General features: G+C 63.4%; 18 protein-coding genes and 2 pseudogenes. 6 read left to right on the top strand and 14 right to left on the bottom strand.

Annotated elements, in window-relative coordinates; translation table 11 throughout:
- Window positions 1-4: 4 nt before the first annotated feature.
- Entirely contained in the window at window positions 5-2,554 is a 2,550-nt protein-coding gene (uvrA, locus tag BUS42_RS18910; RefSeq protein ID WP_074308729.1) for an excinuclease ABC subunit UvrA, read from the bottom strand.
- Between the two features lie 651 nt (window positions 2,555-3,205).
- Between uvrA and BUS42_RS18905 the strand changes: the two genes are divergently transcribed.
- From BUS42_RS18905 to BUS42_RS18895, 3 genes are all read left to right on the top strand, one after another.
- The gene (locus BUS42_RS18905) at window positions 3,206-6,079 is read left to right on the top strand and encodes a beta strand repeat-containing protein (protein WP_074308727.1); all 2,874 of its coding nucleotides are present in this window, start codon (window positions 3,206-3,208) and stop codon (window positions 6,077-6,079) included.
- Between the two features lie 729 nt (window positions 6,080-6,808).
- Window positions 6,809-8,140, top strand: coding sequence for a group II intron reverse transcriptase/maturase (gene ltrA / locus BUS42_RS18900; protein ID WP_074306715.1), 1,332 nt, complete (start codon window positions 6,809-6,811; stop codon window positions 8,138-8,140).
- 859 nt (window positions 8,141-8,999) lie between these two features.
- Window positions 9,000-10,601, top strand: coding sequence for a hypothetical protein (locus tag BUS42_RS18895; RefSeq protein ID WP_254053609.1), 1,602 nt, complete (start codon window positions 9,000-9,002; stop codon window positions 10,599-10,601).
- Between the two features lie 140 nt (window positions 10,602-10,741).
- Here the strand turns inward: BUS42_RS18895 and BUS42_RS18890 are convergent, their stop codons facing one another.
- The 6 genes from BUS42_RS18890 to BUS42_RS18865 all read right to left on the bottom strand — a co-directional run bounded on the left by BUS42_RS18890 (window position 10,742) and on the right by BUS42_RS18865 (window position 16,948).
- Entirely contained in the window at window positions 10,742-12,304 is a 1,563-nt protein-coding gene (locus BUS42_RS18890) for an alginate export family protein (protein ID WP_254053608.1), read from the bottom strand.
- Between the two features lie 509 nt (window positions 12,305-12,813).
- Window positions 12,814-13,455: a hydrolase gene (locus BUS42_RS18885; RefSeq protein WP_074308725.1), complete on the bottom strand. Its 642-nt coding sequence runs from the start codon at window positions 13,453-13,455 to the stop codon at window positions 12,814-12,816.
- Between the two features lie 219 nt (window positions 13,456-13,674).
- Window positions 13,675-14,544, bottom strand: a complete 870-nt coding sequence (locus BUS42_RS18880; RefSeq protein WP_074308723.1) for a pirin family protein — start codon at window positions 14,542-14,544, stop codon at window positions 13,675-13,677.
- A 67-nt stretch (window positions 14,545-14,611) separates the two neighbouring features.
- Window positions 14,612-15,196 carry an NADPH-dependent FMN reductase gene (locus tag BUS42_RS18875; RefSeq protein WP_173878244.1) on the bottom strand — a complete coding sequence of 195 codons (585 nt, stop codon included), beginning with the start codon at window positions 15,194-15,196 and terminating at the stop codon, window positions 14,612-14,614.
- An 18-nt stretch (window positions 15,197-15,214) separates the two neighbouring features.
- Window positions 15,215-15,895, bottom strand: coding sequence for an isochorismatase family protein (locus BUS42_RS18870; RefSeq protein ID WP_074308720.1), 681 nt, complete (start codon window positions 15,893-15,895; stop codon window positions 15,215-15,217).
- Between the two features lie 186 nt (window positions 15,896-16,081).
- Entirely contained in the window at window positions 16,082-16,948 is an 867-nt protein-coding gene (locus BUS42_RS18865) for a formylglycine-generating enzyme family protein (protein WP_074308718.1), read from the bottom strand.
- Window positions 16,949-17,100: 152 nt separating this feature from the next.
- Between BUS42_RS18865 and BUS42_RS18860 the strand changes: the two genes are divergently transcribed.
- Window positions 17,101-18,150 (top strand): prenyltransferase/squalene oxidase repeat-containing protein, encoded by a 1,050-nt coding sequence (locus tag BUS42_RS18860; RefSeq protein WP_074308715.1) that lies wholly within the window; start codon window positions 17,101-17,103, stop codon window positions 18,148-18,150.
- Between the two features lie 162 nt (window positions 18,151-18,312).
- Window positions 18,313-18,474, top strand: a complete 162-nt coding sequence (locus BUS42_RS43705; RefSeq protein WP_159452254.1) for a hypothetical protein — start codon at window positions 18,313-18,315, stop codon at window positions 18,472-18,474.
- 164 nt (window positions 18,475-18,638) lie between these two features.
- On the opposite strand, the pseudogene BUS42_RS46020 reads toward BUS42_RS43705, so the two are convergent.
- The 4 genes and pseudogenes from BUS42_RS46020 to BUS42_RS18840 form a co-directional block, all read right to left on the bottom strand.
- Window positions 18,639-18,737 (bottom strand): annotated as a pseudogene (locus BUS42_RS46020) (lipoyl synthase); the annotation flags it as partial.
- Between the two features lie 279 nt (window positions 18,738-19,016).
- Window positions 19,017-19,496, bottom strand: a complete 480-nt coding sequence (locus BUS42_RS18850) for an ester cyclase (protein ID WP_074308713.1) — start codon at window positions 19,494-19,496, stop codon at window positions 19,017-19,019.
- Window positions 19,497-19,607: 111 nt separating this feature from the next.
- The gene (locus tag BUS42_RS18845; RefSeq protein ID WP_074308711.1) at window positions 19,608-20,321 is read right to left on the bottom strand and encodes a flavin reductase family protein; all 714 of its coding nucleotides are present in this window, start codon (window positions 20,319-20,321) and stop codon (window positions 19,608-19,610) included.
- Window positions 20,322-21,081: 760 nt separating this feature from the next.
- A pseudogene (locus tag BUS42_RS18840) lies at window positions 21,082-21,231 on the bottom strand (lipoyl synthase); the annotation flags it as partial.
- Between the two features lie 280 nt (window positions 21,232-21,511).
- Between BUS42_RS18840 and BUS42_RS18835 the strand changes: the two are divergent.
- Window positions 21,512-21,979: a hypothetical protein gene (locus BUS42_RS18835; RefSeq protein WP_074308710.1), complete on the top strand. Its 468-nt coding sequence runs from the start codon at window positions 21,512-21,514 to the stop codon at window positions 21,977-21,979.
- A 328-nt stretch (window positions 21,980-22,307) separates the two neighbouring features.
- Here the strand turns inward: BUS42_RS18835 and lipA are convergent, their stop codons facing one another.
- From lipA to BUS42_RS18820, 3 genes are all read right to left on the bottom strand, one after another.
- On the bottom strand, window positions 22,308-23,261 hold the full coding sequence (gene lipA, locus BUS42_RS18830; RefSeq protein ID WP_074308708.1) for a lipoyl synthase: 954 nt from the start codon (window positions 23,259-23,261) through the stop codon (window positions 22,308-22,310).
- Entirely contained in the window at window positions 23,239-23,970 is a 732-nt protein-coding gene (gene lipB / locus BUS42_RS18825) for a lipoyl(octanoyl) transferase LipB (RefSeq protein WP_074308706.1), read from the bottom strand. Before lipB ends, lipA begins: the two co-directional genes overlap by 23 nt.
- Before the next feature lie 230 nt (window positions 23,971-24,200).
- Entirely contained in the window at window positions 24,201-25,181 is a 981-nt protein-coding gene (locus BUS42_RS18820; RefSeq protein WP_074308704.1) for an SDR family NAD(P)-dependent oxidoreductase, read from the bottom strand.
- Window positions 25,182-25,536 lie beyond the last annotated feature (355 nt).

Genomic DNA, 25,536 nt, shown 5'->3' with positions numbered 1-25,536 from the left:
GATCTCAATCGACACACCGCGCCAGGTACGACGCGGTCCGGCTCTGGGGCGCTGCGGCCACTTCGTTGGGAGTCCCGGACGCGACGATTCGTCCCCCTTCGTCCCCGGCGCCGGGGCCGATATCGATGACCCAGTCGCTCCCCGCCACAACGCGCATCTCATGCTCGACCACGATGACCGTATTGCCCGATTCGACCAGGCCGTCGAGCTGGGTCATGAGCTTGTCCACGTCGGCCGGATGAAGTCCGGTCGTGGGCTCGTCGAGGATGTAGAGCGTATCGCCGCGCTGGGCGCGTTGCAGCTCGGTCGCCAGCTTGATCCGCTGCGCCTCGCCGCCGGAGAGTTCGGTCGCCGGCTGGCCGAGTCGCAGATAACCCAGGCCGACCTCCTTCAAAACGTCGAGCGAATGGAGCACCGACGGCTCGGCGGCGAAGAACTCCCAGGCCGCATCGACCGTCATTGCCAAGACGTCGGCGATGCTCTTCTCGCGGTACTTGATCTCGAGGGTTTCCTCGTTATAACGAGCCCCATGACAGGCCGGGCAGGGCGCATAGACGCTGGGCAGGAAGAGGAGCTCGACCATGACGAAGCCTTCGCCCTGGCACGTCTGGCAGCGCCCCTTGGCGACGTTGAACGAGAACCGTCCGGCATCGTACTGACGGGCCCGCGCGGTCTCGGTGGCCGCGAAGAATTTGCGGATATGATCAAACAGACCCGTATATGTGGCCAGGTTGGAGCGAGGCGTGCGCCCGATCGGCTTCTGGTCGACTCGCACGAGCCGTCTGACGGCTTCCATCCCGGCCGTGATCCGGCCGCCGAGAGTCGCCACGGCCGACTGTTCGAGCCCTTCGCCTCCCTCATCGTCCGGGGTGAGGACGTGGCCGAGTTGCTCCGCGACCAGTTCCACCAGCACCTGGCTGACCAGGCTCGATTTGCCCGAGCCTGAGACGCCGGTCACGCTTGTGAACACCCCCAGCGGGAAGGCCACGTCGAGGCGTTTCAGGTTGTTCCGTGTGACATCGGTCAGGCGGAGCCATCCTTTAGGGACGCGCGGGGTCCTGCGATGAACCACCTGGTCCTCGAACAGGTGGCGCCTGGTCTGCGATTCCTCGACCTGCTTGAGCCCTTCGGGCGGGCCGCTGTAGAGCACGAAGCCGCCGTGTTGGCCGGCGGCCGGCCCCACGTCGACGATCCAGTCCGCATGACGGATCACGTCGAGATCGTGCTCGACGATGAACAGCGAATTGCCGGCGGCCTTCAGCCGGCCGAGCGCCCGCAGGAGCGCTTCGGTGTCCGCAGGGTGGAGCCCCGCGGACGGTTCATCGAGCACGTAAACCACGCCGAACAGGTTCGAGCGGACCTGGGTGGCGAGCCGCAGGCGTTGCAACTCGCCCGGCGAGAGCGTGGGCGTACCGCGATCGAGCGCCAGGTATCCGAGGCCGATGTCGATCAGCACCGCGAGCCGCGCGACGAGATCCTGGGCGATCCGCTCGATGACCAGCGACTTTTCCGGGTGTTCGGTCGCCAGCTTCGCGAGCGCGGGGGCGGTCCGCTCCGCATATGGCTGCAAGAGGTCGGCGAGCCGAGCGAGCGGCACGTTGGACAGGTCGGCGATATCGAGGCCCGCGAACGTCACGGCAAGCGACTCGAGGCGGAGCCGCTTGCCGTGGCAGAGCGGGCACTCGGTGCTCAGCATGTACTGGAGCGCCCGCTTCTTCATCAGCGCGCTCTGCGAGTTGGCGAAGGTGTGGAGCACGTGGCGTTTCGCACTCGTAAACGTGCCCTGATAGCTTGGTATGTCCTTGCGGTTGAGCGCCTTTCGCACCTCGGTTGCGCTCAATCCCGAGTAGACCGGCACCGTCGGCTGCTCGTCGGTGAAGAGGATCCAGTCGCGATCCTCCTGGGGGAGTTCGCGCCAGGGCCGGTCGACGTCGTAGCCGAGCGTCATGAGGATTTCGCGCAGGTTCTGCCCTTGCCAGGCGGTCGGCCAGGCGGCAACGGCCCGCTCGCGGATCGAAAGCGAGTCGTCCGGCACCATCGAGCGCTCGGTCACTGCATAGACCCGTCCCAGGCCGTGGCACTCGGAACAGGCCCCCTCGGGAGAATTCGGGGAGAACGACTCGGCGTAGAGGATCGACTGCCCGGGCGGATAATCCCCCGCGCGGGAGTAGAGCATCCGGAGCAGATTCGAGAGCGTCGTGACGGTGCCGACGGACGATCGCGTGGACGGCGAGCCGCGTTGCTGCTGCAGCGCCACCGCGGGGGGCAGCCCGTCGATCTCGTCGACTTCGGGCACGCCCAATTGATGGAATAATCGCCTGGCATAAGGGGAGACCGATTCGAGGTAACGCCGCTGAGCTTCCGCGTAGAGCGTGCCGAACGCCAGCGAAGATTTGCCCGACCCGGACACCCCCGTGAAAACGACCAGAGCATCGCGGGGGATCCGGATCTCGACGTTCTTGAGATTGTGCTCCCTCGCCCCGCGAACGTGGACGAACCCCTGGAATTCCTGGCCCGCGGGCCCTGGCAAAGGAGAAGGATCAGCCCTGTCCATTTCGAGTGGCTCGCCGTAGCGGGATGATGGCCGGTGGACGAGACTCTGGGGTCGAGCCGTTCCGGTGGAGTTTGCGTTCCGACAGCATACGAAATCCCGAGGCCCAACAGGAATCGATCCGCGGCGCATCCCGACGTTGCGACCATGTGCTCCAGGGTCCTCGCAGGAACGCCAAACCGCATTACGCATCTCGGACGCAATCCAGACGCCGGAATTATCGATTCTTACGTTTCGAGAAGCTGTCATTTCGCGAAGGCCCGAGTCGTCCGGCCGAGCGATGAGCCGTTCGGTCCGAGCTCCGAAATGTTGAGCCTTTGCCGGATCGTTGTTGATTTCGGCCTGGACGGCGGTCCCAATCTGGGCTAGACGGTTTTCGCCAACTGTTGTAATTTGTTAACGGTCAAATATGGCGAAGCAGGTTGTCACCAGCAGCGTCGACTGACTCACATCTCAGCTTGTCTCAGCTTATCCTGTCTCGACTTTTGCTCCTTCGAAGCGGCCAGTGCATGGTCGTTGACGGTCTCTACCTTTCATCTTTTGATGAAGAGGGAGAGCCGGCTTGAGCGGGGTCGGGAATGAGCCCATTCCGGGCACTACTTCATGGCCGCCGGCACGGATGTAGCGGCCATCATCAGGCAAGGAGGCCAGTCCATGGCTCGACGGACCTTCCTCGGTCGGCTCGCTCGACAGGGCTTTCACTTTCTCCCCTCGAAGCGTTTGCCCAAAAAGGACTACCGGCCTCGCATCGAGTCGCTCGATTCGCGACTTCTCCTCTCGACGTTTACCGTCACCAACTCAGGAGATTCCGGACCCGGAACGTTGCGCGAGGTCATTACGCAGTCGAACGCTGACTCGGGACAGCCGAACTCGATCCACTTCAACCTCGACGCCACCCAGCGAACGATCGCGCTGGCGACGCCGCTCCCGGTCGTCACCACGCCCGTCACCATCGACGGCACGAGCGATCCGGCGGCCCCGGATGTGGCGCTCTCGGGATCGGCCGGCGCGGCCGACGGGCTGACGATCCAGTCGGCCAATTCGACGGTTAAGGGACTGGACTTCCGGAGTTTCTCCGGCACGGCCCTCAACCTTCAGGGCAATAGCATCGTCGTCCAGGGAAACAAGTTCGGAACCGCGAGCGACAGCACGACCCCCGCGCCCAACGGGACCGCGATCCGGATCTCGGGGTCGAACCAGACGATCGGCGGTTCGGATCCCGGCCAGGGCAACCTGATCGCTTACAACGGGACGGGCGTCCTGGTCGCCGACCACTCCCACGACAATACGATCACGGCCAACGCATTGGTCGCGAATAACGGGCCCGCGATCGGGATCACGAATTCCGACCGGAACCGGATCTCCGCGAACTCGATCGCCAACAACGCCGGGCCGGGCATCTTGCTCGATGCCAGGACGGGCGACGTCGCTCCCAATGCGCTTCAGCCGGCCCCCGTGCTCACCTCGGTGGCCGACGCGGGCAATGTCACGGTCACCGGAACCGTCCGCGGAACTCCGAATACGGCCAATTACCGCGTCGAGTTCTTCGCCAACGCGGCCTCGACCCCAGGCGCCCAGGGCGACACGTTCGTCGGCGCGGTCAACGTGACGACGGACGCGGCCGGAAACGCGCCGGTGTCGTTCTCGTTCGCGCCGGTGGCCGGCAGAGCGGTCGTGACCGCGACGGTCACCGACCCGTCGGGCAACACGTCGGCCTTCTCGGGCCCGAATGCGGCCCCCGTCAACTTGCTGCCCGGCTCCCAATCGCTCGATCAGGACCAGCCCTTGGTCTTCTCGAGCGCAAGGGGCAACCTGATCGCCGTGGCCAATCCGTTCCGGCCCGACAACACGTTCAAGATCGACCTGACGGTGAACAGCGGGACTCTCACCCTGTCCGGCTTGCAGGGTTTGAGCGGCACCGGCAACGGCACCGCGGCGCTGAGCTACACGGGGACGCTCTCACAACTGAACAAAGCTTTGAATGGGTTGACCTATCGGCCGACCAACCCCTTCCCCGGCATCACCACGCTCACGCTGAACACGACCAGCCTGGACGGCCCCGGCCTGGGCGGAGCGCTCTCGAAGAGCGACAGCACGACGATCGACGTCCGATCGATCAATAACCGGCCGCTGCTCAGCTCGTCGTACACGGCCCTCAACCAGCAGACGAACTCGGGCTTGGTCCTCACGCCCAATCCCTATGGGCCGCGAAACGTCGCCAGCTTTCAGATCACGAACATCAGCCACGGCACCCTCTATCAGGCCGACGGTGTCACCCCGATCCACAACAACGACTTCCTTACCATCCAGCAAGCGGCCGCGGGCCTGAAGTTCACTCCGGACAACGGCTTTATCGGAGTCGGCAGCTTCAACGCACAGGCCTCCCGCGACGGCACGACCAACGGTCTGGCCGGTCCGTCGGCCTTGGGCAACATCACGGTGAATCGGGTCGCGATCACGACCACGCTCACCAGCAGCAATCCCAACTCCCTGCAAGGCCAGGCCGTCACCCTGAGCGCCACGGTCAGCCCGGCCGTCAGCGGCTCCATTACATTCCTTGATGGGTCGGCCCCGCTCGGAACCGTGACGCTTGCCAACGGGGTCGCCACCCTGAATCTGACGAACCTCTCCGTCGGCACGCACTCGATCACCGCCTCATACGCCGGCACCGAGGGGAATCCGCAAGGAATCTCGACCCCGGTCATTCAGACCGTCACCGCGGCCACACCCGTCGCCGTCGCCACAACCACGTCCCTTACCAGCTCCACGGCGTCGACGACCGTCGGGGCACCCGTTACCTTTACCGCCACGGTCAGCCCCGCGCCCGGCGGCGGGACCGTGACCTTCCTCGACGGAACCACGATCCTCGGCACCGAAGGCATCGTCGGTAACTCGGCAAGCCTGACGATCCCGGTCCTCACGGCTGGCACCCACAACATCACGGCCAACTTCAACGGCACGGCTAACCGGGCCCTCAGCCGGTCGGCACCGGTCACGGTCAACGTCCAGAACCCCAATCCCTCCGAAACAGGGACGCCGACACCGACCCCGACACCCACGCCGACGCCGACGCCGACGCCGACACCGACCCCGACACCAACGCCGACACCGACTCCGACGCCCACTCCGACCCCGACCCCGACCCCGACCCCGACACCGACGCCCACGCCGACGCCCACGGGCACCGGAATTCAGGCGACCGCAAACCAGGTCGGGACCAACACCACGGTCACGGTCGAACTCCTTCGACAGCGTCGCAAACAGTACGCCAAGATCACGGCTCACGTGTCACCGAGCCAGGCCGGGAGCACCCCGTCCGGCGGAACGATCACGTTCTTCGGTCCGAGCGGCCCGGCGCGCCAGGTGCCACTGGTCAACGGCGTGGCCGAGCTCAATGTTCAGGTCAGAGGACCACGTCCCAAGGGAAGTGTCCTCGCAGCCTATAGTGGAACCAACGCCTTCGGGGCGAGCCAATCGGCGATGACACCCCTGTTCGCGCAGGCTCCTCGTCGCTTCCGAAGAGGCTGATGCTCTGAGTCTGAGGTCACGTTGCAAACCCAAAGGAACCGAGGCGTGGAGCACCACGCCTCGGTTCTTGCATTACCCCACCAGCACGGTTAACCCCCGGCTCGCCGAAAAGTCACCGACGGCCACAGGCACTTTTTTTGAGACTGTAGCAAGGCTACCGGGATCTCATTCCCACGCTCTGCGTGGGAATGCCGTCTTGGACGCTCTGCGTCCTCGGCTTTCGAGGGCCAGACGACGCGGAGCGTCGGGGAGTGCGCCTGTAATTGCATTGAATCCGCAGGGTGTGAGTTCCTGCCGAAGTGTTCTGGCACTTCGTAACCGAGGGTAACTGCGTCGCCGCGAGGCGGGGTGGGAAGCAACCGTAGGTGAACGATCAGTCCGTAACGCAAGTAAACTCGATTCGGCCGACTGTCGTGGCGAGCCTGCTCCTCGATGGCGAAGCCCAATTGACGCATGGCCCCTCAGAAAGGGCGTCCACAGTGATGTGGTCCGGTAAGACCGACGCACAAAACCCCAGAATGGCGTCGGGACGACAGTAGGTTGTTGGAGACGGAATGATCGGAAGGTTCGATGACGAAACACAGGGAGACCTGGACCTCGCCAAAGCCGGTGTTCATTGTCCCTGATAAGGATACGAAGAGCCGGGGGTCCAGGAGTCAGAGCACCCATAGTAGCGCAGAAGCCGGGTAACTCCGGTGGAGCGAAGGGGTGCAGGGAGGTGGAGACGCGATGTCCGATGCGAAGGAATTCCCACTGGAGGCAGTGCCCGCGAGGGCTAGGCGCGCCAGAGAGATCCCGATCCCATGGGTCTGGGTCGAACCGACGGTCTGGACGGAGCGGATGTTGACGGCCCTCATCGAGGGGGTCAAAGGTGGAGTCTGGTATAGCCTGATGGACAAGGTCCACCCGCAACGCGCCCTGTATACGGCCTACTCTCGAGTCGCCGCCAACGAGGGTGCCGCGGGCGTGGACCACGTGACCGTGACGATGTTCGAGGACCGCCTGGAAGAGAACCTGAAGGATCTCAGCGACGCCCTGCGTACGGGAACCTACCGTCCGCAAGCGATCCGCCGACACTGGATTCCCAAACCAGGAAACCAGGAGAAGCGTCCGCTCGGGATTCCCACCGTCCGCGACCGGGTGGTCCAGACGGCACTCCGGCAGGTGTTGGAACCGATCTTCGAGCGTGACTTCGCCGCGCACAGCTACGGCTTTCGCCCCGGCAGGGGATGCAAGGACGCGCTGCGGCGGGTGGACGAGCTGCTTAAAGGCGGATTCACCCATGTGGTAGATGCCGACTTGAAGAGCGATTTCGACACGATCCCCCACGACCGCCTGCTGGCGCTGGTCGCCAAGAAGGTAGCGGACGGGAAGGTGCTGAACTTGATCGACGCGTTCCTGCACCAGGGCGTCCTCGACGACCTGGAGGTATCGACGCCCGAACAGGGGACGCCGCAGGGTGCGGTGATCAGCCCGCTGTTGAGCAACATCTACCTTGATCCGCTCGACCACCTGATGGCCGAATCGGGTTTCGAGATGGTGCGCTACGCGGACGACGTCGTGATCCTGTGTCGAAGCTCGGAGGAAGCGGCCCAAGCGATGGCGGTGGTGCAGGAGTGGACGGCCTCGGCCGGCCTGACCCTGCATCCCACCAAGACGCGGATCATCGCCGTCAGGACCGAAAGCTTCGACTTCCTGGGCTACCGGTTTGAGGACGGCACACGCCGCCCGCGACCGAAGAGCCTGGACAAGTTCAAGGAGACGGTCCGGACGAAGACCACGCGTACGACCGGGGGCAGCCTCTCCGCGATCATCGCTAGCCTCAACCCAACGCTTCGTGGCTGGTTTGAATACTTCAAGCACAGCCACAAGTGGACGTTTGAACGACTCGACGGCTGGATCCGCATGCGTCTGCGGAGTCTGCTCCGTAAACGGATGAAGAAACGAGGCCGCGGTCGTGGCACCGACCATCAACGTTGGCCCAACGCCTTCTTTGCCGACCATGGACTTTTCAGCTTGGAACGAGCCCATGAGTTAGCCAGTCAATCCTCTTTGAGGTAAAACCACCAACGGGAAAGCCGTATGCGGGAGATCCGCCCGTACGGTTTGGAGGGAGGGGGAGCGTAATCCGCTCTCCCTACCCCTATCGGCATTCCCACGGAGGACCGTGGGAACGAGGGGGATTCTTAGCTCTATGGCGGGTCGTTGTTTTTTTGCAAGCCAGCTATATCACCGCAAATACGCGGCAATTCTCAATAAAATGCACATTGTTTCGCCTGTACAAATCATTGTGTTGATCGCTTTGCCGCCCGCGTCATCCCAATCATGTAGGGTGGGCACGGCCCACCAGGTTTTGCCTCTCGGTAAGAGCGGTTACCAACTCACGACAACCGGCTTGTGAAAAGGCGTGGTGAGCCGTGCCCACCCTAAATGATACTGATTGCTTATGTTCAATGTGCAGGTTATGGGATTGGTAGCCGCAGGTTGCACTCCCCCGGTTACAGCCGTTTGCCAATCGGTTGCGAACGCGGTCCTGCCAACCCGCCTACGGCAACGCTTGCCAGGCCCGAAGCGATTGAGTCGAGAAGACCGACGGGCTTCCCCTCGCCGAGGACCGTCAAAAACCATACCGCGATGATGACGCGGGTGGTCGCTGGGCGTCCACAGTGGTCGTCGAACGCCCAACAGGAATGACAGCCAGTGGCCACGGGCGGCGGTCGTGAACACTCGTTCGAGGACTTGGCGATGACAGCACAATCTCTTGCTCACCAAGGAGTTCCACGCAGACGATCGCTCCGTGCCGGCGCCCCGTCGTGCCGTTGGCACAAGACATGAGATGGGACGGACCCGAGATCCCCATTGCACTCCGCTCGGGCCGTGGTTCCGAAGCAGAAACCGGCCCGGGTGAGGATCGCGGGGAATGGATTCTCTTCTCATCCTCAAGGGAGACGGCATGCGTATTGGTCTCAGTCTCTGCGGCGCGATGGCCTGCGCCCTCGTGGCGTTGGCCCCATCGACCCGAGAGGTTGTGGCGGCCGAGGCGGTCCGGCCAGTGCCCCTCGGCGGCAGTTTGGGCGGCCAGACCGGAGACCGGTCCTACGGCGTCTACGTCCCGACCCGCCACGGTGGCATCCTCACCGTCAAGGCCGAGGCCGGCACCATCGAGGCGCTCACCGGGCCCGACGGACGGCCCCGCCACAACGGCCAGGAGGTCGGCGGCCCGGACGCGCACGGCTGGTACACGTTTAAAGTCTCCGGCGCCGAGCCGGGCAAGCCATACGCAATCGAGACGGCCTTCGTGCAGGTCGGCCAGGCCGCGCGGATGCCCTGGAACTACTACTACTGGCCCACGAAGGGCGACTCGATCCACGAGCCCTGGGCCGGCGGCAACGGGCGTGTCGACACCCCGAGCCCGGCCGGTGACGACATCATGGTCGTCGCCTATGGTGCTCCGATCGCCCCGGGGCAGGACATCATCCTCCCCGGCCCCAACGGACTGCTGGAAACGCGGCCGGCCCCCGGCGACACCTCGACCTGGTTCCCCAACCTCTATGACGACCTGACCTTCCTGGGCGCAGACGGCGTTCCGTATCAGACCCCCGCGCCCCTGCTCAAGTACGATCAGCTCTTCGGTCTCTCCGCGCGGAGCTGGGAGGCGGCCTTTAGCCAGACCCAGGGCATTCAGCGCTGGCCGGGCCACTGCCTCGGGGGCGCCATTGCCTCGATCATGCTCAATGAGCCGCAGCCGGTGCCCGGCACGGGGTTGACGCGGGATGAGATGAAGGCCCTCTGGGCCGAACTGGGCGAGAATCACCTGAACCACCGGATCGGCGACAACGCCAACAACATCCCGGCCGGTCCGCCTCGGCCCGGTCCCGACCCGTGCGACTCGTCCGTGCCACGGTTCCATGCCATGCTCGAGCGGAACATTCGGGCCCGCAAGCAGGCCTTGCTCGCGAACCTGCGCGCGTTTCCCCCCCGCGGCGGGCCGGACGAGGTCTGGAACCACGGCGTCGGCAAATACACCGCCACCTTCCACGTTGTCCCCGGCGCGGGCGCGCGGCGGGTCCGGATCGGGCTGGAGTTGGTCGCCAACACGGGGTCGAACCTGAACGACCAGGATCCGAAACCGCGACTCAATACTTATGAATACATCCTGGTCTACGGGGCCGACGGCGAGGTCGATGAAACGGCCGTGGCCCTCTGCGACTGGACGGCCGTGGGCGGCGATGCGATGTATGCTCCATTGAACATTCTTGAGGTCGCCGAGAGTCGCTGGCAGGGCCACAACCCATTGGTCACCGAGGCGAACGTCCGCGCACTCGACGCCACGAACGGTGGCGGCGCGCGATTCACCGGCGCGGCACCGGTCTTTCGGCCGGTGGCGACGAATGAAACGGGCCAGGCGCCCCTTGCCTTCCCGCCCATGGTCGGTGGCGATCCGAATGCGGCTCCTCCACGCATGGCGGACGGCAACCCGACCCCGCCGCGCCGGGGCCTGTTCCGTTTCGGCCGCGACTGAGCGTTGGCCCTGGGGCCTCCTCATCAGGGCTGTTGCGGCGAATCGGCCCCGGCGACCGCCGGGGCCGGTGAGCCTCAGACATCGAGGCCGTCGCCGTTGCCATTCTCTCCTCACTACTGAAAAACTCTTGTTTGCAAATACTAAAATGTGTAATCAATCCAAAGCGTCGCGTAATCCATGTCACGCCCGGGTGGGGTCTCCTTGAGGAACGGGCCGGCGAAGAAGTGGACGTAGCTTGCCAACAGCGTGAGGTGCCGCGTCGCGTTCCACGTCAACGTGACTGCGGGCGAGCTTCCGACAAACCGCTTCTGGCTCAGTTGTCCGGTTCGGATTGGCGGTCCGACGAACGGTCCGTAGATGCCGTCGTTGATGCTCTGGCGCCAGACGAATGCCCAATCCGCTTTGAGCATCAGGTCATCACCGAGGCGGACGTCCGCCGTCGGATGCACCTGGATGAAATTGGCGGGGCCGATCGGGTTGGCGAGGTTGAGGTAGGCCCCTGTGGGGAACATCGGGTTGAACGTCTGGAGGTTCGCCGAACGCGGGTTCTGGTCGCCGCTCGCGATGTCGGCGATCAAGCCGAGGCGGGGGCGGAGCGACCGATCCTGGAAGGTGTATCGGACGGCCGAGGCGATCGCCCACGCCTGGAGGTTGCCGTGTCCGAACCGGCCGAACTGCCAGATGGCCTCGACGTTGTACTCCCAGGGCAAGGGCAGGCCCCAGAACCGAGTCCCCAAGGAATTCCGGAGTTCGTTGCCGGTTGACTGATCGAAGGTCGCCTGCTTGTTCTCGTAGCCGAGATAGTAGAAGTCGGCGTGGCCTTCCGGCAGTAACTTGAGCGGACGGACCGCGTAGATGCCCCAGAGCGAGAGCTTGGGGTTGGGGATATCATCGAACACGCCGGGTCGATTGAGGACCGGCTTGGACCAGAACCCATCCACCGACCAGTCACCGACCCGCAACAGCAGCCGCGCGGCGTCGAACGAGCGGCGGAGGTTGACGCCCTCCCGCACGCTGATGAGCCGTTCCGAGCCGTAGGACATCTCTTGCCGTCCGACCCGCCAAGTCAGGGTGTCCTTCTCACCGAAGTGTTGCACCACGTCGAGGAACGCTTGGTGGCCGTCGAAAATGTTCTCGTCGATGTCCGGGCGGGGCCCGCCGATCCGCCCGTTCTCGAACCCGCTCACGAACTGGCCGAAGAAGCGGACGTTCGGGCCGAAATGGAAGTCGCCGTGGAGCAAGTATCGCTGGAGGAGATAGCCGTTGCCGCCCGGGATCGTCCCGAAATCAAAATTGTTGTAGAACTCGAACCGTGGACGAAATTGGCCACCGAAGGAGCTGTACCATCCCTCCCGCTCGCCAACCGGGATGTACTTGATTGGATCCCAGAAATCGGTGCGACGGCCGGGGTCCTTCAGGTCGCTGTAATCCTCGTTGTAACGCAGCAGCTTGTAGGTCGGCACGTCGGAGCCGGCGATCGCATCACTTCCCGGCCCGAGGCGAGTGGGGGCTGCCGGCTGGGTCGGCACCGCCCCGGAACCGACGGGCAGGGCCGCGGCAGAGGCGCTCGACGGTGGAGCGGTCGGTGATTGTGCATAGAGGCTATTGCTGAGTGTTAGCAGGAGGCCGGCGATCGCCGTCAGGACGCGAGTCGGGGGGGACTTGTGCCTTGGGCCTGACCCACGTTCGTTCCCCATGGTCATTCTGAGGATTCTCCGGCCATGAGTGAACAAACGTTGCGACGTCGGGCCTCTCTTTCTTCTTAAGGATCGGCACTCTGGCCGCCACAATGAAATCAATACGCAAGACCCGTAGGAACGGCGTATTCAGGGTGGACCGCCCGCACTTGCCGTGGGCGCCGTCGTTCCCGCGATGCTTGAGCGTGGGTGAGAAACCCGTGGTCCGACACGCGTAGTGGTCGATCCACTCTAAATTCGTGGGTATTTACGGCGGCTACAACTCGTCGACCTGGCTGAAACAATGCACTCGGCACGTCAATAGCAAGCATGCGCCACCCACAAATTTAGAGTGGATTGACCGGTAGAGTGGGCACGGGCCACCAGGTCTAGTCCCGGAGAAGGAAAGGGCACCCACTCCAACCATGCCTCTTGTGAAAAGGCATGGTGGCCGTGCCCACCCGACAAGACACGTTCTCACCCACGCTCTCAGGCCTACCTGTGTGCGATGGCCACGTTCGGCCGGTCCGGGCCGGTCAGTCGGGCCTCTCGGCGGCGAACTGGAGGCCGGCGGTGCCGCCGGTCTCAATGAAGAGGTCCATGAACGCCGGCACCGTCTCGCTGCGCGCCCAGTCACGCTGAAGTTCGCAGAGGAGTTGCGTCCAGCTGATCGGTTTGCCGCCGGCCTGCTCGATTCGCCGCAGGGCCGCCTCGTGGGCCGCAACCGAGGTGCCGCCGACTGCGTCCACCACCAGGTAGACCTCGTAGCCTTCGCGGATCGCATCCAGGGCGGGGAAGGTCAGGCAGGCCTCGGTCCAGAGCGCCGTCATGATGAGCTTTTTGCGGCCCGTGGCTTTGACCGCCTTGACGAACTCGACGTCCTCCCACGAATTGATCGAGGTGCGATCGATGGTTGGGAGGTCCTTGAGTACCTTGCGAAGCTGTGGGATCGGAGGCTTGTTCAGCCCGGTCTTGACATTGACTGTGGCGTGGACGATCGGCAGGCCGTAGGCAAGCCCGATCTTGGCCACGCCCACGATGTTGTTGACCAGCAGTTGCCGGTCCATCGAAGCAATCGAGTTCACCTGAACCGGCTGATAGTCGATGATGATCAGCGCCGAGTTTTTGGGAGTAAGCAGGTCATCCTTCATGGGGTCACGAATGGGTTCACTCGACATGACACACCCTTTCCCGGCAGAGCCGGACCCGAGTTAACGTCGCCGCCATTCTGGGGAGTGGTATTGGTGTTCGTCCTCATTGAAACGCAAGAGAAAATCAGAGCGAACACCAATAATCATTGTGTGGCCAACCCATGTCTCCCTCGGGCCGCATTTGCTCGAGTGAGAGGTGGACCGGCGAAACCGTGGGATTCGATTCCCACGATTCGGCTCGCGGACTCAGGACGGGGCGACGAGGTGCCCCATCTTGCCGCTCTGGTAGTCGCTGATCGCCTGGCGGATCTCCGCCTGGGTGTTCATCACGAACGGCCCGTAGCTGACGACCGGCTCGTCGATCGGCTCGCCACTCATGACGAGGAGGGTGGCGTCGTCCTCCGCCTCGACGGTGACCGCGCCCGGTTCGCGATCGAACACAGCGAGCTCGGCCTCGCCGATCGGTTCCACCCCGTTTATCATCGCCTTCCCCTTCAGGGCCAGGAGGAGGGTCGTCGACCCCGCCGGGAATTCCAACTCGAGGCGATGACCCGCGTTGAGCCGAACGTCCCAGACGTTGAGCGGCGTGAACGTGTTGGCCGGTCCCTTCGTCCCCTGGAACGCGCCGGCGATCACCCGCACGGTCCCCGCGCCGTCGAGGTCGACGACCGGGATCTGCCGGTCGAGGATCTCCTGGTAGCGGGGCGGCGACATCTTGTCCTTCGCCGGCAGATTCACCCACAGTTGCACCATCTCGAGGATGCCGCCCTGCTTGGTAAACGCCTGTTCGTGCCACTCCTCATGCACGACCCCGGACGCGGCCGTCATCCATTGCACGTCGCCCGGGCCGATCTTGCCGTGGTTGCCGGCCGAGTCGCGGTGTTCGAGCTCGCCCTGGTACACGATCGTCACCGTCTCGAACCCGCGGTGCGGGTGCTCGCCCACCCCGCGCGGCTCGTCCGACGGCGGAAACTCGGCCGGACCGGCGTAGTCCAGCATCAGGAACGGGCTGATCCACGCCTCGAGAGTCTGGACCGAAAAGAGGGTGCGGACGGGGAACCCGTTGCCAACCCAATGGGCGTCCGCTTCGCGATTGACGGCGACAAGTTTTTTCATGTCAGTTCCCTCCTTAACTGTTGATTGCATCCCTTCGCAACGAGGCCACGCCCAGGTGACTCCCGCGCTATTGCCCCAGCCCGGCCGGTTTCCGGGAGGTTGAGGCGCCGACGAATTCGACGAATCCGTGGACGAACCGTTTGAGCGGCTCGCGAACCTTGTCGTCGGTGATCGCTCCCGAGGTGTCGAACACTTCGCCCGCATGCGAGACGAGGAGCCGACCGGCAAACCAGGGGTTGGTTCCGAGGTAACGGAGCACAGGGAGCCAGGCGTCTTGGCTCAAGATGGTCCCGAACCCGCCGGGGGTTGCGCCGAGGATCGCCACCGGCTTACCGCCAAACACCCGCTTGATGTCCGCCTGCGGGCGGGACAGCCAGTCGATCGCGTTCTTGAACGCCCCCGGGAGCGAGTTGTTGTATTCCGGCGTGGCAAGGAGCAGGCCGTCCGCCGCGGCGATCGCCTCCTTCAGGCCGGCCACCGCCAGGGGGATGCCCTCGGCGGCTTCCACGTCCGCGTCGTAGAGCGGAATCCCCCAGATCGTGTGGACCGAGAGCTCGACCCCAGCTGGCAACAGCTCGCCCGCAGCGCGAAGCAACGCGGTGTTGAACGAACCACGGCGCAAGCTACCGGAAAGTCCAACTAACTTCATCATTGCATGAGTTTCCGTTGATTATTTGGCGGCTTCAAGTCGATCGAGCTTGGTTTCTCGTCCGACCTTTTGCACGCTCTGCGCCTTGTCGTAGCTTTCCATCAGGGCCCGATAGGGCGGAACGATATGGTCGACCATCACCGCCGCGAAGTCCATCGCATCGGGCCGATTCCAGGTGCTCATGAGTTCGGCGAGCACGGCATAGGTGTCGATCGGCATCGCGCCGGCCTGCGCGACGCGGGCGACCGTCAGGTCCGTCGCCATCTTGCTCCAGTTGCCGGAGGCGTCGACGATCGTGAATACCTTGTACCCGGCAACGAGGGCGCTGAGCGTGGGGAACGACATGCAGACACTGGTGAGCGTGCCGGCGATGAGCAGGGTTTTCCGCTTGGTTTCCTCGATCGCCTTCACCCACGCCGGGTTGTCCCAGGCGTTGATCTGGCCGGTTCGCGGGATGTAGACCGCATCCGGATTCGACTGATGGATCTCAGGGATCAGCGGACCGTTCGGGCCGTCGGGGACCGAGGCCGTGGTGAAGGTCGGGATCTTGGCGAGCCGGGCCACCTTCGCGAGCGCAGTCACGTGCGAGCGAAGGATCGGCAACTCGATGTCCTTGACCAGTTGGAATAGCCCGCTTTGATGATCGATCAGCAACATCACGGCATCATTGGGGTCGATCATCCACTTGTTCGCGTGTGCCATGGCTTACGGCTCCCAAGGGGGCGGGTCGGGATGAAGGCGCGACGGACTCCTTTGACTTCTACATCGCGACTGGCAAAAGATCAAGGATGGGCAAGCTCGCGAAGGTATCCTCGGGGATCCTTCGGAGTCAGAGTTGGCGGTTGGTATGCCGCTACGGTGGATGGCCACCGGCCTGCTTTTCCCAGGCTACTTTCGCACCGCCACGACCCTGAACCCGATATGGTCGTAGCGCCGCTCGGGCTCGAAGCGAACCCGGAACGCCGTCCGGCAAAACATCCCGTCGTCGGTCCAGGCGCCGCCCCGCCGCGATCGGGAATAGGTGCCGTCCCGGTTCATTGTCGCGGTCGCTTTCGCCGAGGACAAATCCGGGTCGTCGCCTCCCGACAGCGTCGCGTGATACCAGTCCCGGCACCACTCATAGGTGTTGCCGTGCATGTCGTGGATGCCCCAGGCATTGGCCGGGTAATTGCCGACCTTCGCCGCCCGATTCAACGAAGGACCCTCGTCGGCACCGCCGTTGTAGGGCTTCCCCCGAAAATTCGCCTGCCCGCGGGTGAGTGAATCGCCGAACGCGGTGGCGGTGGCTGTTCCGGCCCGACAGGCGTATTCCCACTGCGCCTCGGTGGGGAGGCGGAACTCCCAATTCCCCGGCAGCTCCTTCGCCGCGATCGCCATCGCGGTCAGCTTGCGACAGAAACCCTCCGCCTCGGCGAAGTTCACGTTGCCAACCGGGTAGTCATCCCCCTCGGGCAACTCCGCCGTCAGTTTGCCCGGCAGTTCTCCGACGACCCGCTTCCAATCGCGTTGGGTGACCTCGTATTTGCCGACCCAAAAGCCTCGTGTGTGTCGCACCTCGACCTGGTTCTCGCCGGGCCTCCGTTCCGGCTCGCCGGGCGGGCTTCCCATGGTGAAGCGTCCGGGCGGGCACCAGCACAGCTTGACGCCCACGGCTTGACGCTCGTCACCGGCCTTGGAGCCGACGATGGGAGGGGCTTGAGCCCAGGCCGTAAGACCAATCAAGGAGGGGAGTGCGATTGCGAGACATCGCGTCATGGGGAGCGCTCCGTCGGGCGATCGAAGCAAGGGCAGGGGGCGCCGCTCGACCGTTCAGGACTTGCTCGGACAGGTAGCGAGCCGGCCGCGCGCGGCGTAACATCGATACGTATTTTGCCACCGATCTTCGTCCTTTTCGAGGTGATCGATCCATGGCTCGCCCATTACGGATCTCGGCGTTCTTCCTGACGCTTTGCCTCGCACCGCTCGCCCTTGCCGGCGAACCGGCCTCGGTTCCGTCAGCAACGCCGCGGCAGGTTCAGCAGTCGGTTGAGCGGGCCATCGGATTCATGCAGACCGAAAGCACCGCCTGGTTGAAGTCACGCAACTGTTTTACATGCCATCACCTGGCAATGCCGCTTTGGGCGATCAGCGAAGCCGAACGGCAAGGCTACACGATCGACAAAGCCTTCGTGGCAGAGACGACCGAGGCCATGATCGGGGGGCCGGACAAACTGATGACTTCGAAGCTGTTCAACGACCCGGCGGATCCGCCCGACCCGCGGCCCATCGGTAAGGGCGTAAGGACCGGCACGGCGTTCATGGCTGTTGCGGCACGGTCGTTGCCATCGCTGAGTGAGGGGCAAAAACAAAGCCTGCGGCGGATTGCGGACGAAATCCTCAAGAAACAACGCAACGACGGCGGCTGGGACTTCTTCCTCAGTCGGCCGCCGATCAACGAGAGCGAGACGACTGACGCCGCATGGCTCATCATGGCCTTGCAGGGCGAAACGGGCCCCGACGCCACCGAATCGCAACGCACCGCGCTCGCGAAAGCGAACGCCTGGCTGGCCGACACCAAGCTGCCCAAGACCCTTCAAGATCAAGTTTTCACGGTATTGCTGGCAGCTCGCGCCGGCAAACCCCGGGAGGAGATGGACGCAACGATCCGCGAACTCCTCGCCCTGCAACGAGCCGACGGTGGCTGGAGCCAGAACGCTGATACGGCGAGCGACGCTTATGCCACCGGCCAGACACTGTACGTCCTCGCGCTCGCCGGTTTCACCGCCGATCAACCTGAGATCAAGCGATCCATAGATTTCTTGATCGCCACGCAAAAGCCGGACGGCAGTTGGCCGATGACGTCGCGATCCTCGCCGGACGGCAAGACCGGCGGGTCCGCGAAATTATTGACGCCGATCACCTGCGCCGCCAGCGCCTGGGCCACACTCGGGCTGGCAAGACTCGTTCCCAAAGAATAGCCTCCATGCATCGAGTCGGAATCCGAGGGCATGCAACAGCGACGTTCTCACCGGCGTGGTCCTTGAGACGTTGTCTCGAACCGGCGCCGGCTATAAAGCGATGACGATAAAAGCACGTGACTGACTCGAGGCTGGTCGCCGCACGCGCACGAAGGATTGAACTTGGACATTCAGCCCCTTCCGATTCGCCTGGCCGACCTGCTCGACGTGCGGAAGGTCGAGTCAGATCGCCTGAACTTCATTGAGGCCGGAGTTAAGGCCGGAGTTGAGGCCGGAGAAACGCTGAGCAAAACAGGTTGCCATTTTATGGCTAAAAATGACTAATCTGTTGATTTTCAGTGACGTTGCCAAAGGCTGGCTTGGGGCGATAACAGGCGTGCTTGCAATATGTCGGTAAACCCCCGGAGGCACCTGGATTGCGACAAGACCGGGGGTAAAGGTTCGCCGAAACGATTGTAAATTTATTAATAAATTTGCGATCGATCGGCGGTCAGGAAATCGCAGCCGACGGCGCGGAGGTCCGCCAAGGTTTCGAAGAGCTCTTCGGTTGTCTCGCTCAGGCCGAGCATCAGGCCGCTCTTGGTTCGCACGTCGGCGGGGCACGAGTGACAAGCCACTTCAGTTACGAGGTCTGGGAACTTCAGTGAAGATGGACGCCGGGACGCCGACCTCGATGGATTTTCCAGGTCCCCTGTCTTGCCCTCTATAGGTGCCTGGCTACCGACCGAATCATTCACTGAAGTTCCCAGCCCTCGCCGCCCGGCCGGCGGGCCGATTGGCCCGCAGACCGCGGATATTGCCGAGATTTTGGGCGAGCGACCTGGGGAAAGTCGGTTGGTCCACGCTCGTAACTCGCGGCATTCTCGCTAAATATCACGGATGCTGTGCGCCGCCGTTCCAATCGCCTTGATGAGCCCCAATTGAAAATAGGCGGTCACGCCATCGTCCAGGCCGATCTCCTCCACGATCTTACCTTGATCGAGTCGAAGCACCGTCGTTCCGGTGAACCGCATCGTACGCCCGGTCGCTGCCGTCAACGATCCCAGGAGGAAGTCATGGAAGGCGGGACCGGTGTGGGTGCCGCCACCTTCCCAACGGCCGACCACGTAGTCACCTTCGGCGATGAGATCGGCAGTCCCCCAGAAGTTGAGGTCCGGGAATGCGCCGCGGAAATCGGTCATGAATGCCTTGATGTCCTCACGACCGCGACGCGGGGCGTGCAGCGAGTACTTCAGGAGCATGTCGGGAGCGGCGAGCTCGTCCACGATGTCGAGGTTGCAGGTTTTACCCCAGAAATCTGTGAACCAGCGACCCACGATCGCCTTGTTTTCCTCTTCTTTAGACATGGTAGAGCCCTCACTTGATTGAAGTGGAACGGAGAAGCCAGATCACCTCTGACTCCGTACGATAGCCCCTTGGTGTGCTGGCCAGCGCTCCGGTTCTTGGCTTCGAATTCGTTATTTGATTTTTGCAGGTGAGACGATAGCGGCGCGATCGACATCGGGAGTGCGGTACATTGCTTCGGGGATCTTCGCCAGTCGAGACTCGGAAAGTTCCGGCCCCAATCCGTAGAACCGCTGAAAGCTCATGATCAAGGGCCGCCAGCGATCCGGATCGATATGGTTCCGCTTTCCATCCATCAAGATCGAAGGATGCGTGTGGACGCGCGTGATCCGCACTTCAATGCAGACGATGCCTTCCAACGTACACTCGCCGCTCCTTTCATGGACGGAGTAGTCATACTCATCCGCCATGACGGGATTGACGCGGGCGACTTTGGCTTCGAGGTGAATCGGGCACTCCAACGCACGTGCCGCCGCGACAGTTTCCGAGGCAACCGGGGTCAGTCCCGAGACTTCAAACTTCTCCCGCTCGAACTGGTAGCCACGCAGGGTCTTCCCGGCGGGCACGGGGTTTGAACCTGTGAGAAACGCAAGTCGGTTGACGGCATCCACCTGATCGGCAGACGGGAGATTGAGTACGCACTCGCCGGTTCGGATGAGATTCTGAGGTGTTTTGGAAACTCCCTCAAAGCCCAGCAGGCAGCGCCACCCGAGCCAGAATGCGGACGACATGGGCGCGAGATTGTATGAGCCGTCTTCGTTGACCGTACTGACGAGGACGACGGGCGTGCCAAGGTAGAGAATGGACGGAGTAATTGACATGTGCATTGTGCTTGTGTCCTCAATGACTTGTGTAAGCGTTGTCATCAATTCCAAAAGCACTCTACAAGTCGGGCGATACCGAAGCGCTCCGTTTTATGCTCTCAAATCCAATTAATGCACGTGAAATCTTCCCGGTTAGCGAGTTCATTGCAGCCCCGAAGGGGCGGCTGTGCATAGCCAGTAGCGTAAGCCATGGGAGATAAGATAAAATTAAATCAGAGTTTATTGTTGCAAGCCCGAAAGGGCGACCGCCAATTGCCAAGACCTGCACTGACGGTCGCTCCTTCGGGGCTGCAGAATGCGTGTATTGTTTTTTTGACTTATGGCAATTTGCTATTTGATGACTAAATAGCTCCTCGCAACAGGGAAAGCAGCGGGGTGACGAAATTTCGTCACTTGCCGTAAGAGGCTGGACCGTAGGACTTTCCCAGTTGCGAGGAGCTATTTAGAAATGACGTGTCTGTTGGTTTTTAGGGACGTTGCCAAGGGTTGTCTTGGGCCGTCCCGTCGGGGCGATAACAGGTGTGCGCGCAATATGTCGGTAAACCGCTGGAGGCACTTGGTTTGCGACAGGACCGGGGGTAAAGGTTCACCGAACCCGTTATAAACTTATCAAAGATTTGCGATTGATCGGCGGTCAGGATCGGATTCTTCCCGTCGAGTGGACACGGCCCACCCGACGGGAATCGTTGGACCAACGATGGCGCCACGGCCAATTGCGCTGAAGAAGGGGGGCGGGTTCGGCGATGCTTTGCGGACCGGGCCGTCAGTCTCTCGCCCCCATCTTGGCCATCTCGTCGGCGTGGTAGTTCGAGCGCACGAACGGTCCGCTGGCGACTTCGGCGAAACTGCGGGTGCGGGCCAGGCGACCGAGTTCGTCGAATTCCGCGGGGGGCAGGTAGCGGAGGACGGGGAGGAGCGGGCAAGAGCGGCCAGGCACTTCAGTTGCAAGGTCTGGGAATTTCAGTGAAGGTGGACGCTGGGTCGCCGACCTCGATGGATTATTCGGGTTCCCCGCCTTACCCTCTTTAGGTGCCTGGCTACTGACCGCTCGCGGACGCAGCGAGGCAGGGCAGGGGCCAGCCCGGTGCTCGCGGCGGATCCCGGTTCGTTGTGCGGAGGCTAGCGCCGGCGGTAGGCTGGCCATGGAGGCTTGGAGATCGCTTTTACCAGTCAGGCCCATCGAAGCCCCGAGCATGAGACTCCCCCGCTTCCGCCTCCGGACCCTGATGATCGCCGTGGCAGTCGGGGTCGGTTTGCTGCCGAGTTTGCGCACGCTCGCCGCAGACTACCCACGCAAAACGCCAATCGCTGCCGTGGTATACGCCAACTTGAGCACGCAAGCCGCCGCCGACCGCTGCTTCAGGCCTGTAGGCTTCGTCTGTTCGGTCGTGTATGCCGTGATCGCGGTTATACCGGTCTGTCGTCGACGGATGACGACAGGCAGGTGGATGCTCGCTGTGGCGGTTGTTGCCGGGGTTCTCTGGATTGAGTCGTCTCTATACTACTGGCTGTCAGACGACGCGCTTTGGGCCGATAGGCTTGTGACTTGGGGGATGCTCCAATTGCCCCTCGGGTTGGTTCTCGGCGTGGCGGTGTTTCTCTGGTACGTGCTGAAGTGGCTTCGTTCCGGGCCGTTGTGCGGGGGCTGGCGCCGGCGGTAGGCTGTCGATGGTGGCTGAGTTGGTTCATCTGGCAAGACCTGTGAGACGCCCACCCGCTTTGTGCGCCCAACCTGAGGGGGGAAGAGTAGCCAGGCACTTCAGTGGCGAGGTCTGGGAACTTCAGTGAAGATGGATGCCGGGTCGCCGACCTCGATGGATTTTCCAGGTTCCCCGGCTTACCTTCTTTAGGTATCTGGCTATCGACCAATGTTCCCAGCCACATCAAGCGAGCGCGTTCAGGACAGGCGGCTCGGTCTCCATGATCCGTGCGGCATCCGACGGTAAACCGCTGTACTTGCCCAGGATCAGCCCCTCTTGATGGGGGCCGTCAGTCCCTCGCCCCCATCTTGGCCATCTCGTCGGCGTGGTAGCTCGAGCGTACGAACGGTCCGCTGGCGACTTCGGCGAAACCGAGGGTGCGGGCCAGTCGACCGAGCTCGTCGAATTCTGCGGGGGGCAGGTAGCGGAGGACGGGGAGGTGGCGCGGGGAGGGTTGCAAGTACTGGCCCATGGTCAGGAAATCGCAGCCGACGGCGCGGAGGTCGGCCAAGGTTTCGAAGAGCTCTTCGGTCGTCTCGCCCAGGCCGAGCATCAGGCCGCTCTTGGTTCGCACGTCCGGGCGCGACCGCCGGGCATGGTCGAGCACCTTGAGGCTGACAGCGTACTGGCTCTTGCGCCTGACGTGCTGCTGAAGTCGGGCGACCGTCTCGAGGTTATGGTTGAAGACCTCGGGGTTGGCCGAGAGGACGACGTCGATCGAGTCGGTCCGGCCATCGAAGTCGGGGACGAGGACCTCGATCGTCGCGCCGGTGCGTTCGCGGACCGCCAGGATGCAGCGGCGAAAGTGATCGGCGCCACCGTCGGGCAGGTCGTCGCGGGTCACCGACGTGATCACGACGTGTTTCAGGCCGAGTCGCGCGCAGGCCTCGGCCAGGCGGTCGGGTTCGTCGAGGGCGACCGGCTCGGGCCGGCCGCGCGGGACTGCGCAGAAGCCGCAAGGGCGGGTGCAGACCTCGCCCAGAACCATGAAGGTCGCGGTCCGCCGGGTCCAGCACTCGGAACGGTTCGGGCAGCGGGCGCTTTCGCAGATCGTCTCGAGGCCGAGCTCGCCCACCAGGTCCTTGGTGAAATACGTCCCCCCCGCCTCCGGGATCGGCCGCTTGAGCCAGTCGGGGAGGCGGCGCCGCGGTGCCGAGGTGGGCGCGGCGATGTCCGCGCCGGCCGCCAGGACGGGCAGGATCGGCAAGGCGGTACGCTCGTCAGGAGCTTTCAGCGTAGACATGGGAACGAACCTTCTGGCGGACCAATGGGTGGTGCGTGTAGATATGATGCCGTTCGAGGCCGAATCGGGTCTCGAAATGGCGAATCAGGGCCTCGCGGACCTTCGGCATCGGAGCCGGACGTTGCCGTCTCGACTCCATCGACGTCTGACGGAGTGGGTAGGGGCCGAAACCGGGCTCGTCGATCAGGCCGAAGGGCTCGAGAAAGGCCCCCACGTTCAGGGTTAAGCCGTGGTAGGCGATCCAGCGATTGACCGCGACGCCCACCGTGCCCACCCGCGAGTGATCGATGAAAACCCCGTCAATGCCCGGATGAATCTTGCCTCGGAGCTCAAACTCCTGGAGCACGTCCAGCAATGTGGCGTTGAGCCCGTCGATATAGCGGCTCAGGTTGAGGCCCAGGGGTTCGAGGGGGAGGACGATGTAGGCGGCCAGTTGGCCGGGCAGGTGAAAAATACAGCCGCCGCCCCGATTAACCCAATGGACCTTGATCCCGAGCGAGCGTAACCCTTCATCGTCCGGGACGAGATGAGCCCGGCTCCCGGACCGACCGACGCTGATCGTCGGGGGATGCTCGCAGAGCAGGAGCGAGGCGCCTCCTCGTTCCCCTTGCTCGTAAACGAGTCGACGCTGGAGTTGCTGGATGTCCTCGAAATCCACCAAGCCCAGCATGAAGACTTCGAGCGACGGAACCTGGGGGGAATGCTTCATCTCGCCACAATCCCCCGGCCGTGAAAATCCCGATACATTCAGGATCATTTCGACGTCCCAACCACCCCATCAATGTACCGCGACGACGAGCCGCCGGGCAAGGTTGATCGCGTGTGCAGGATGCGCTCCTCCATGTGTTACGGGGGAGGAGCCGATCCGGTGATCCTCACCGGCTTCTGACCTCGTTTCAGAGGCCGCCCCGCATTTGTGTGCGGTCCTCGCGCAATCGGTCAGCCTTGCGCCAACGCGTTGGGCAGGCATCCCATGCCCGCCAAGGTCTCGCGGACCGCGAGATTCAGCGGCGTGCGGGGTTCGGCGCCGAGGACCTTGATGAGCCGCGCATTGCCCATATGGGTCGGGGTGGTCCAGAGGTAGCGCATCTCCGCCAATTCGCGGAAGAGCGGCACGAAAGGCGACAGCATCTGCATTGGCAGCCAGGGAAACCCACGCACGATGAGGCCCGGGTTGCCGCTCGCCTCGCGGATCGCCGCGATCATCTGCGTGCCGTCGGCATCCCAATGCCCTTCCATGTGGAAGATCGCGAAGGTCTCCAGCGCGTCCGCTCGCTCCAGAAGCTGCACCATCGTCGCGGCGACATCGGGCAGGTAGGCCCATTGATGGCCGATGCCGCGTTTGCCCGGGTAGCTCACCGCGGTCAGCGGTTTGCCGGGCTTCACGAGACCTTGAGAGAACCAATTATTGGCCGCCTTCGGGCCAAAGAAATCGCCAGCGCGGACGATCAGGACCGGACTGCCCGCATCGGCGGCGGCACGCAACCGGCGCTCCATCTCGACCCGAATGCCGCCCTTGACGGTGACCGGATGCTGCGGCGAGTTCTCGTGCAGTTCGGGAAAGGCGTCCGGCCCGAAATTGTAGACCGTGCCCGGCAGGACGATCCGTGCACCCGTCGCACGGGAGGCGGCGATCGTGTTGGCCAGCATCGGCAGCACCAGCTCGCCCCAATGGCGGTAGCCGGGCGGATTGACCGCATGGACGATGACGGAGGTGCCGTTCGCGGCCGCTGCCACATCGGCTGCGGACATCGCGTCACCCTGGACCCAATGGATGCCCGAAGCTTTCTCCGCCGAGGAAAGCCGGTCCGGATTGCGGTTGAGCGCTTTGACCGTCCAGCCTCGGGCGAGGAGGCGGCGGGCCACCTCTCCGCCAACGCCGCCGGTTGCGCCGAGTACGAGCGCCGTTTGATGGGTCAAGATTTATCTCCTTCGTTTGGGATGTCTCGAAGATAAAGGATTCGCATGTTAGGCGGAATTGCCGAAAGCACTGGCCCTTCCGGGAGTGTTTTCCGAGGCCCAATCGCCGTCGCCGATCCTTCACGCCTCGGTTCAAGTCCCAGGTCGTCCTGACGCTCGCGGCCGGAGTACCCGGTCCGCCGGGCGATAGGCTGGCCCCGCAGCAGCCTGTACCACGACGCTGCGCCGGCCGCCGATGAGGGGCGGCTTCGGCGTGCGCTCGCGCGGCTGGCTGCGCGGTGGCCGACCTCCGGCTACCGCAGGCTGGCGGCAATGATCCGTCGCGAGGGCTGGTCCGTCAACGCCAAGCGTGTCC

The organism is Singulisphaera sp. GP187 (assembly GCF_900129635.1).
GTDB lineage: Bacteria > Planctomycetota > Planctomycetia > Isosphaerales > Isosphaeraceae > Singulisphaera.
The sequence above is the reverse complement of the archived record's forward strand: the minus strand, read 5'-3'. Positions and strand labels throughout refer to the sequence as shown.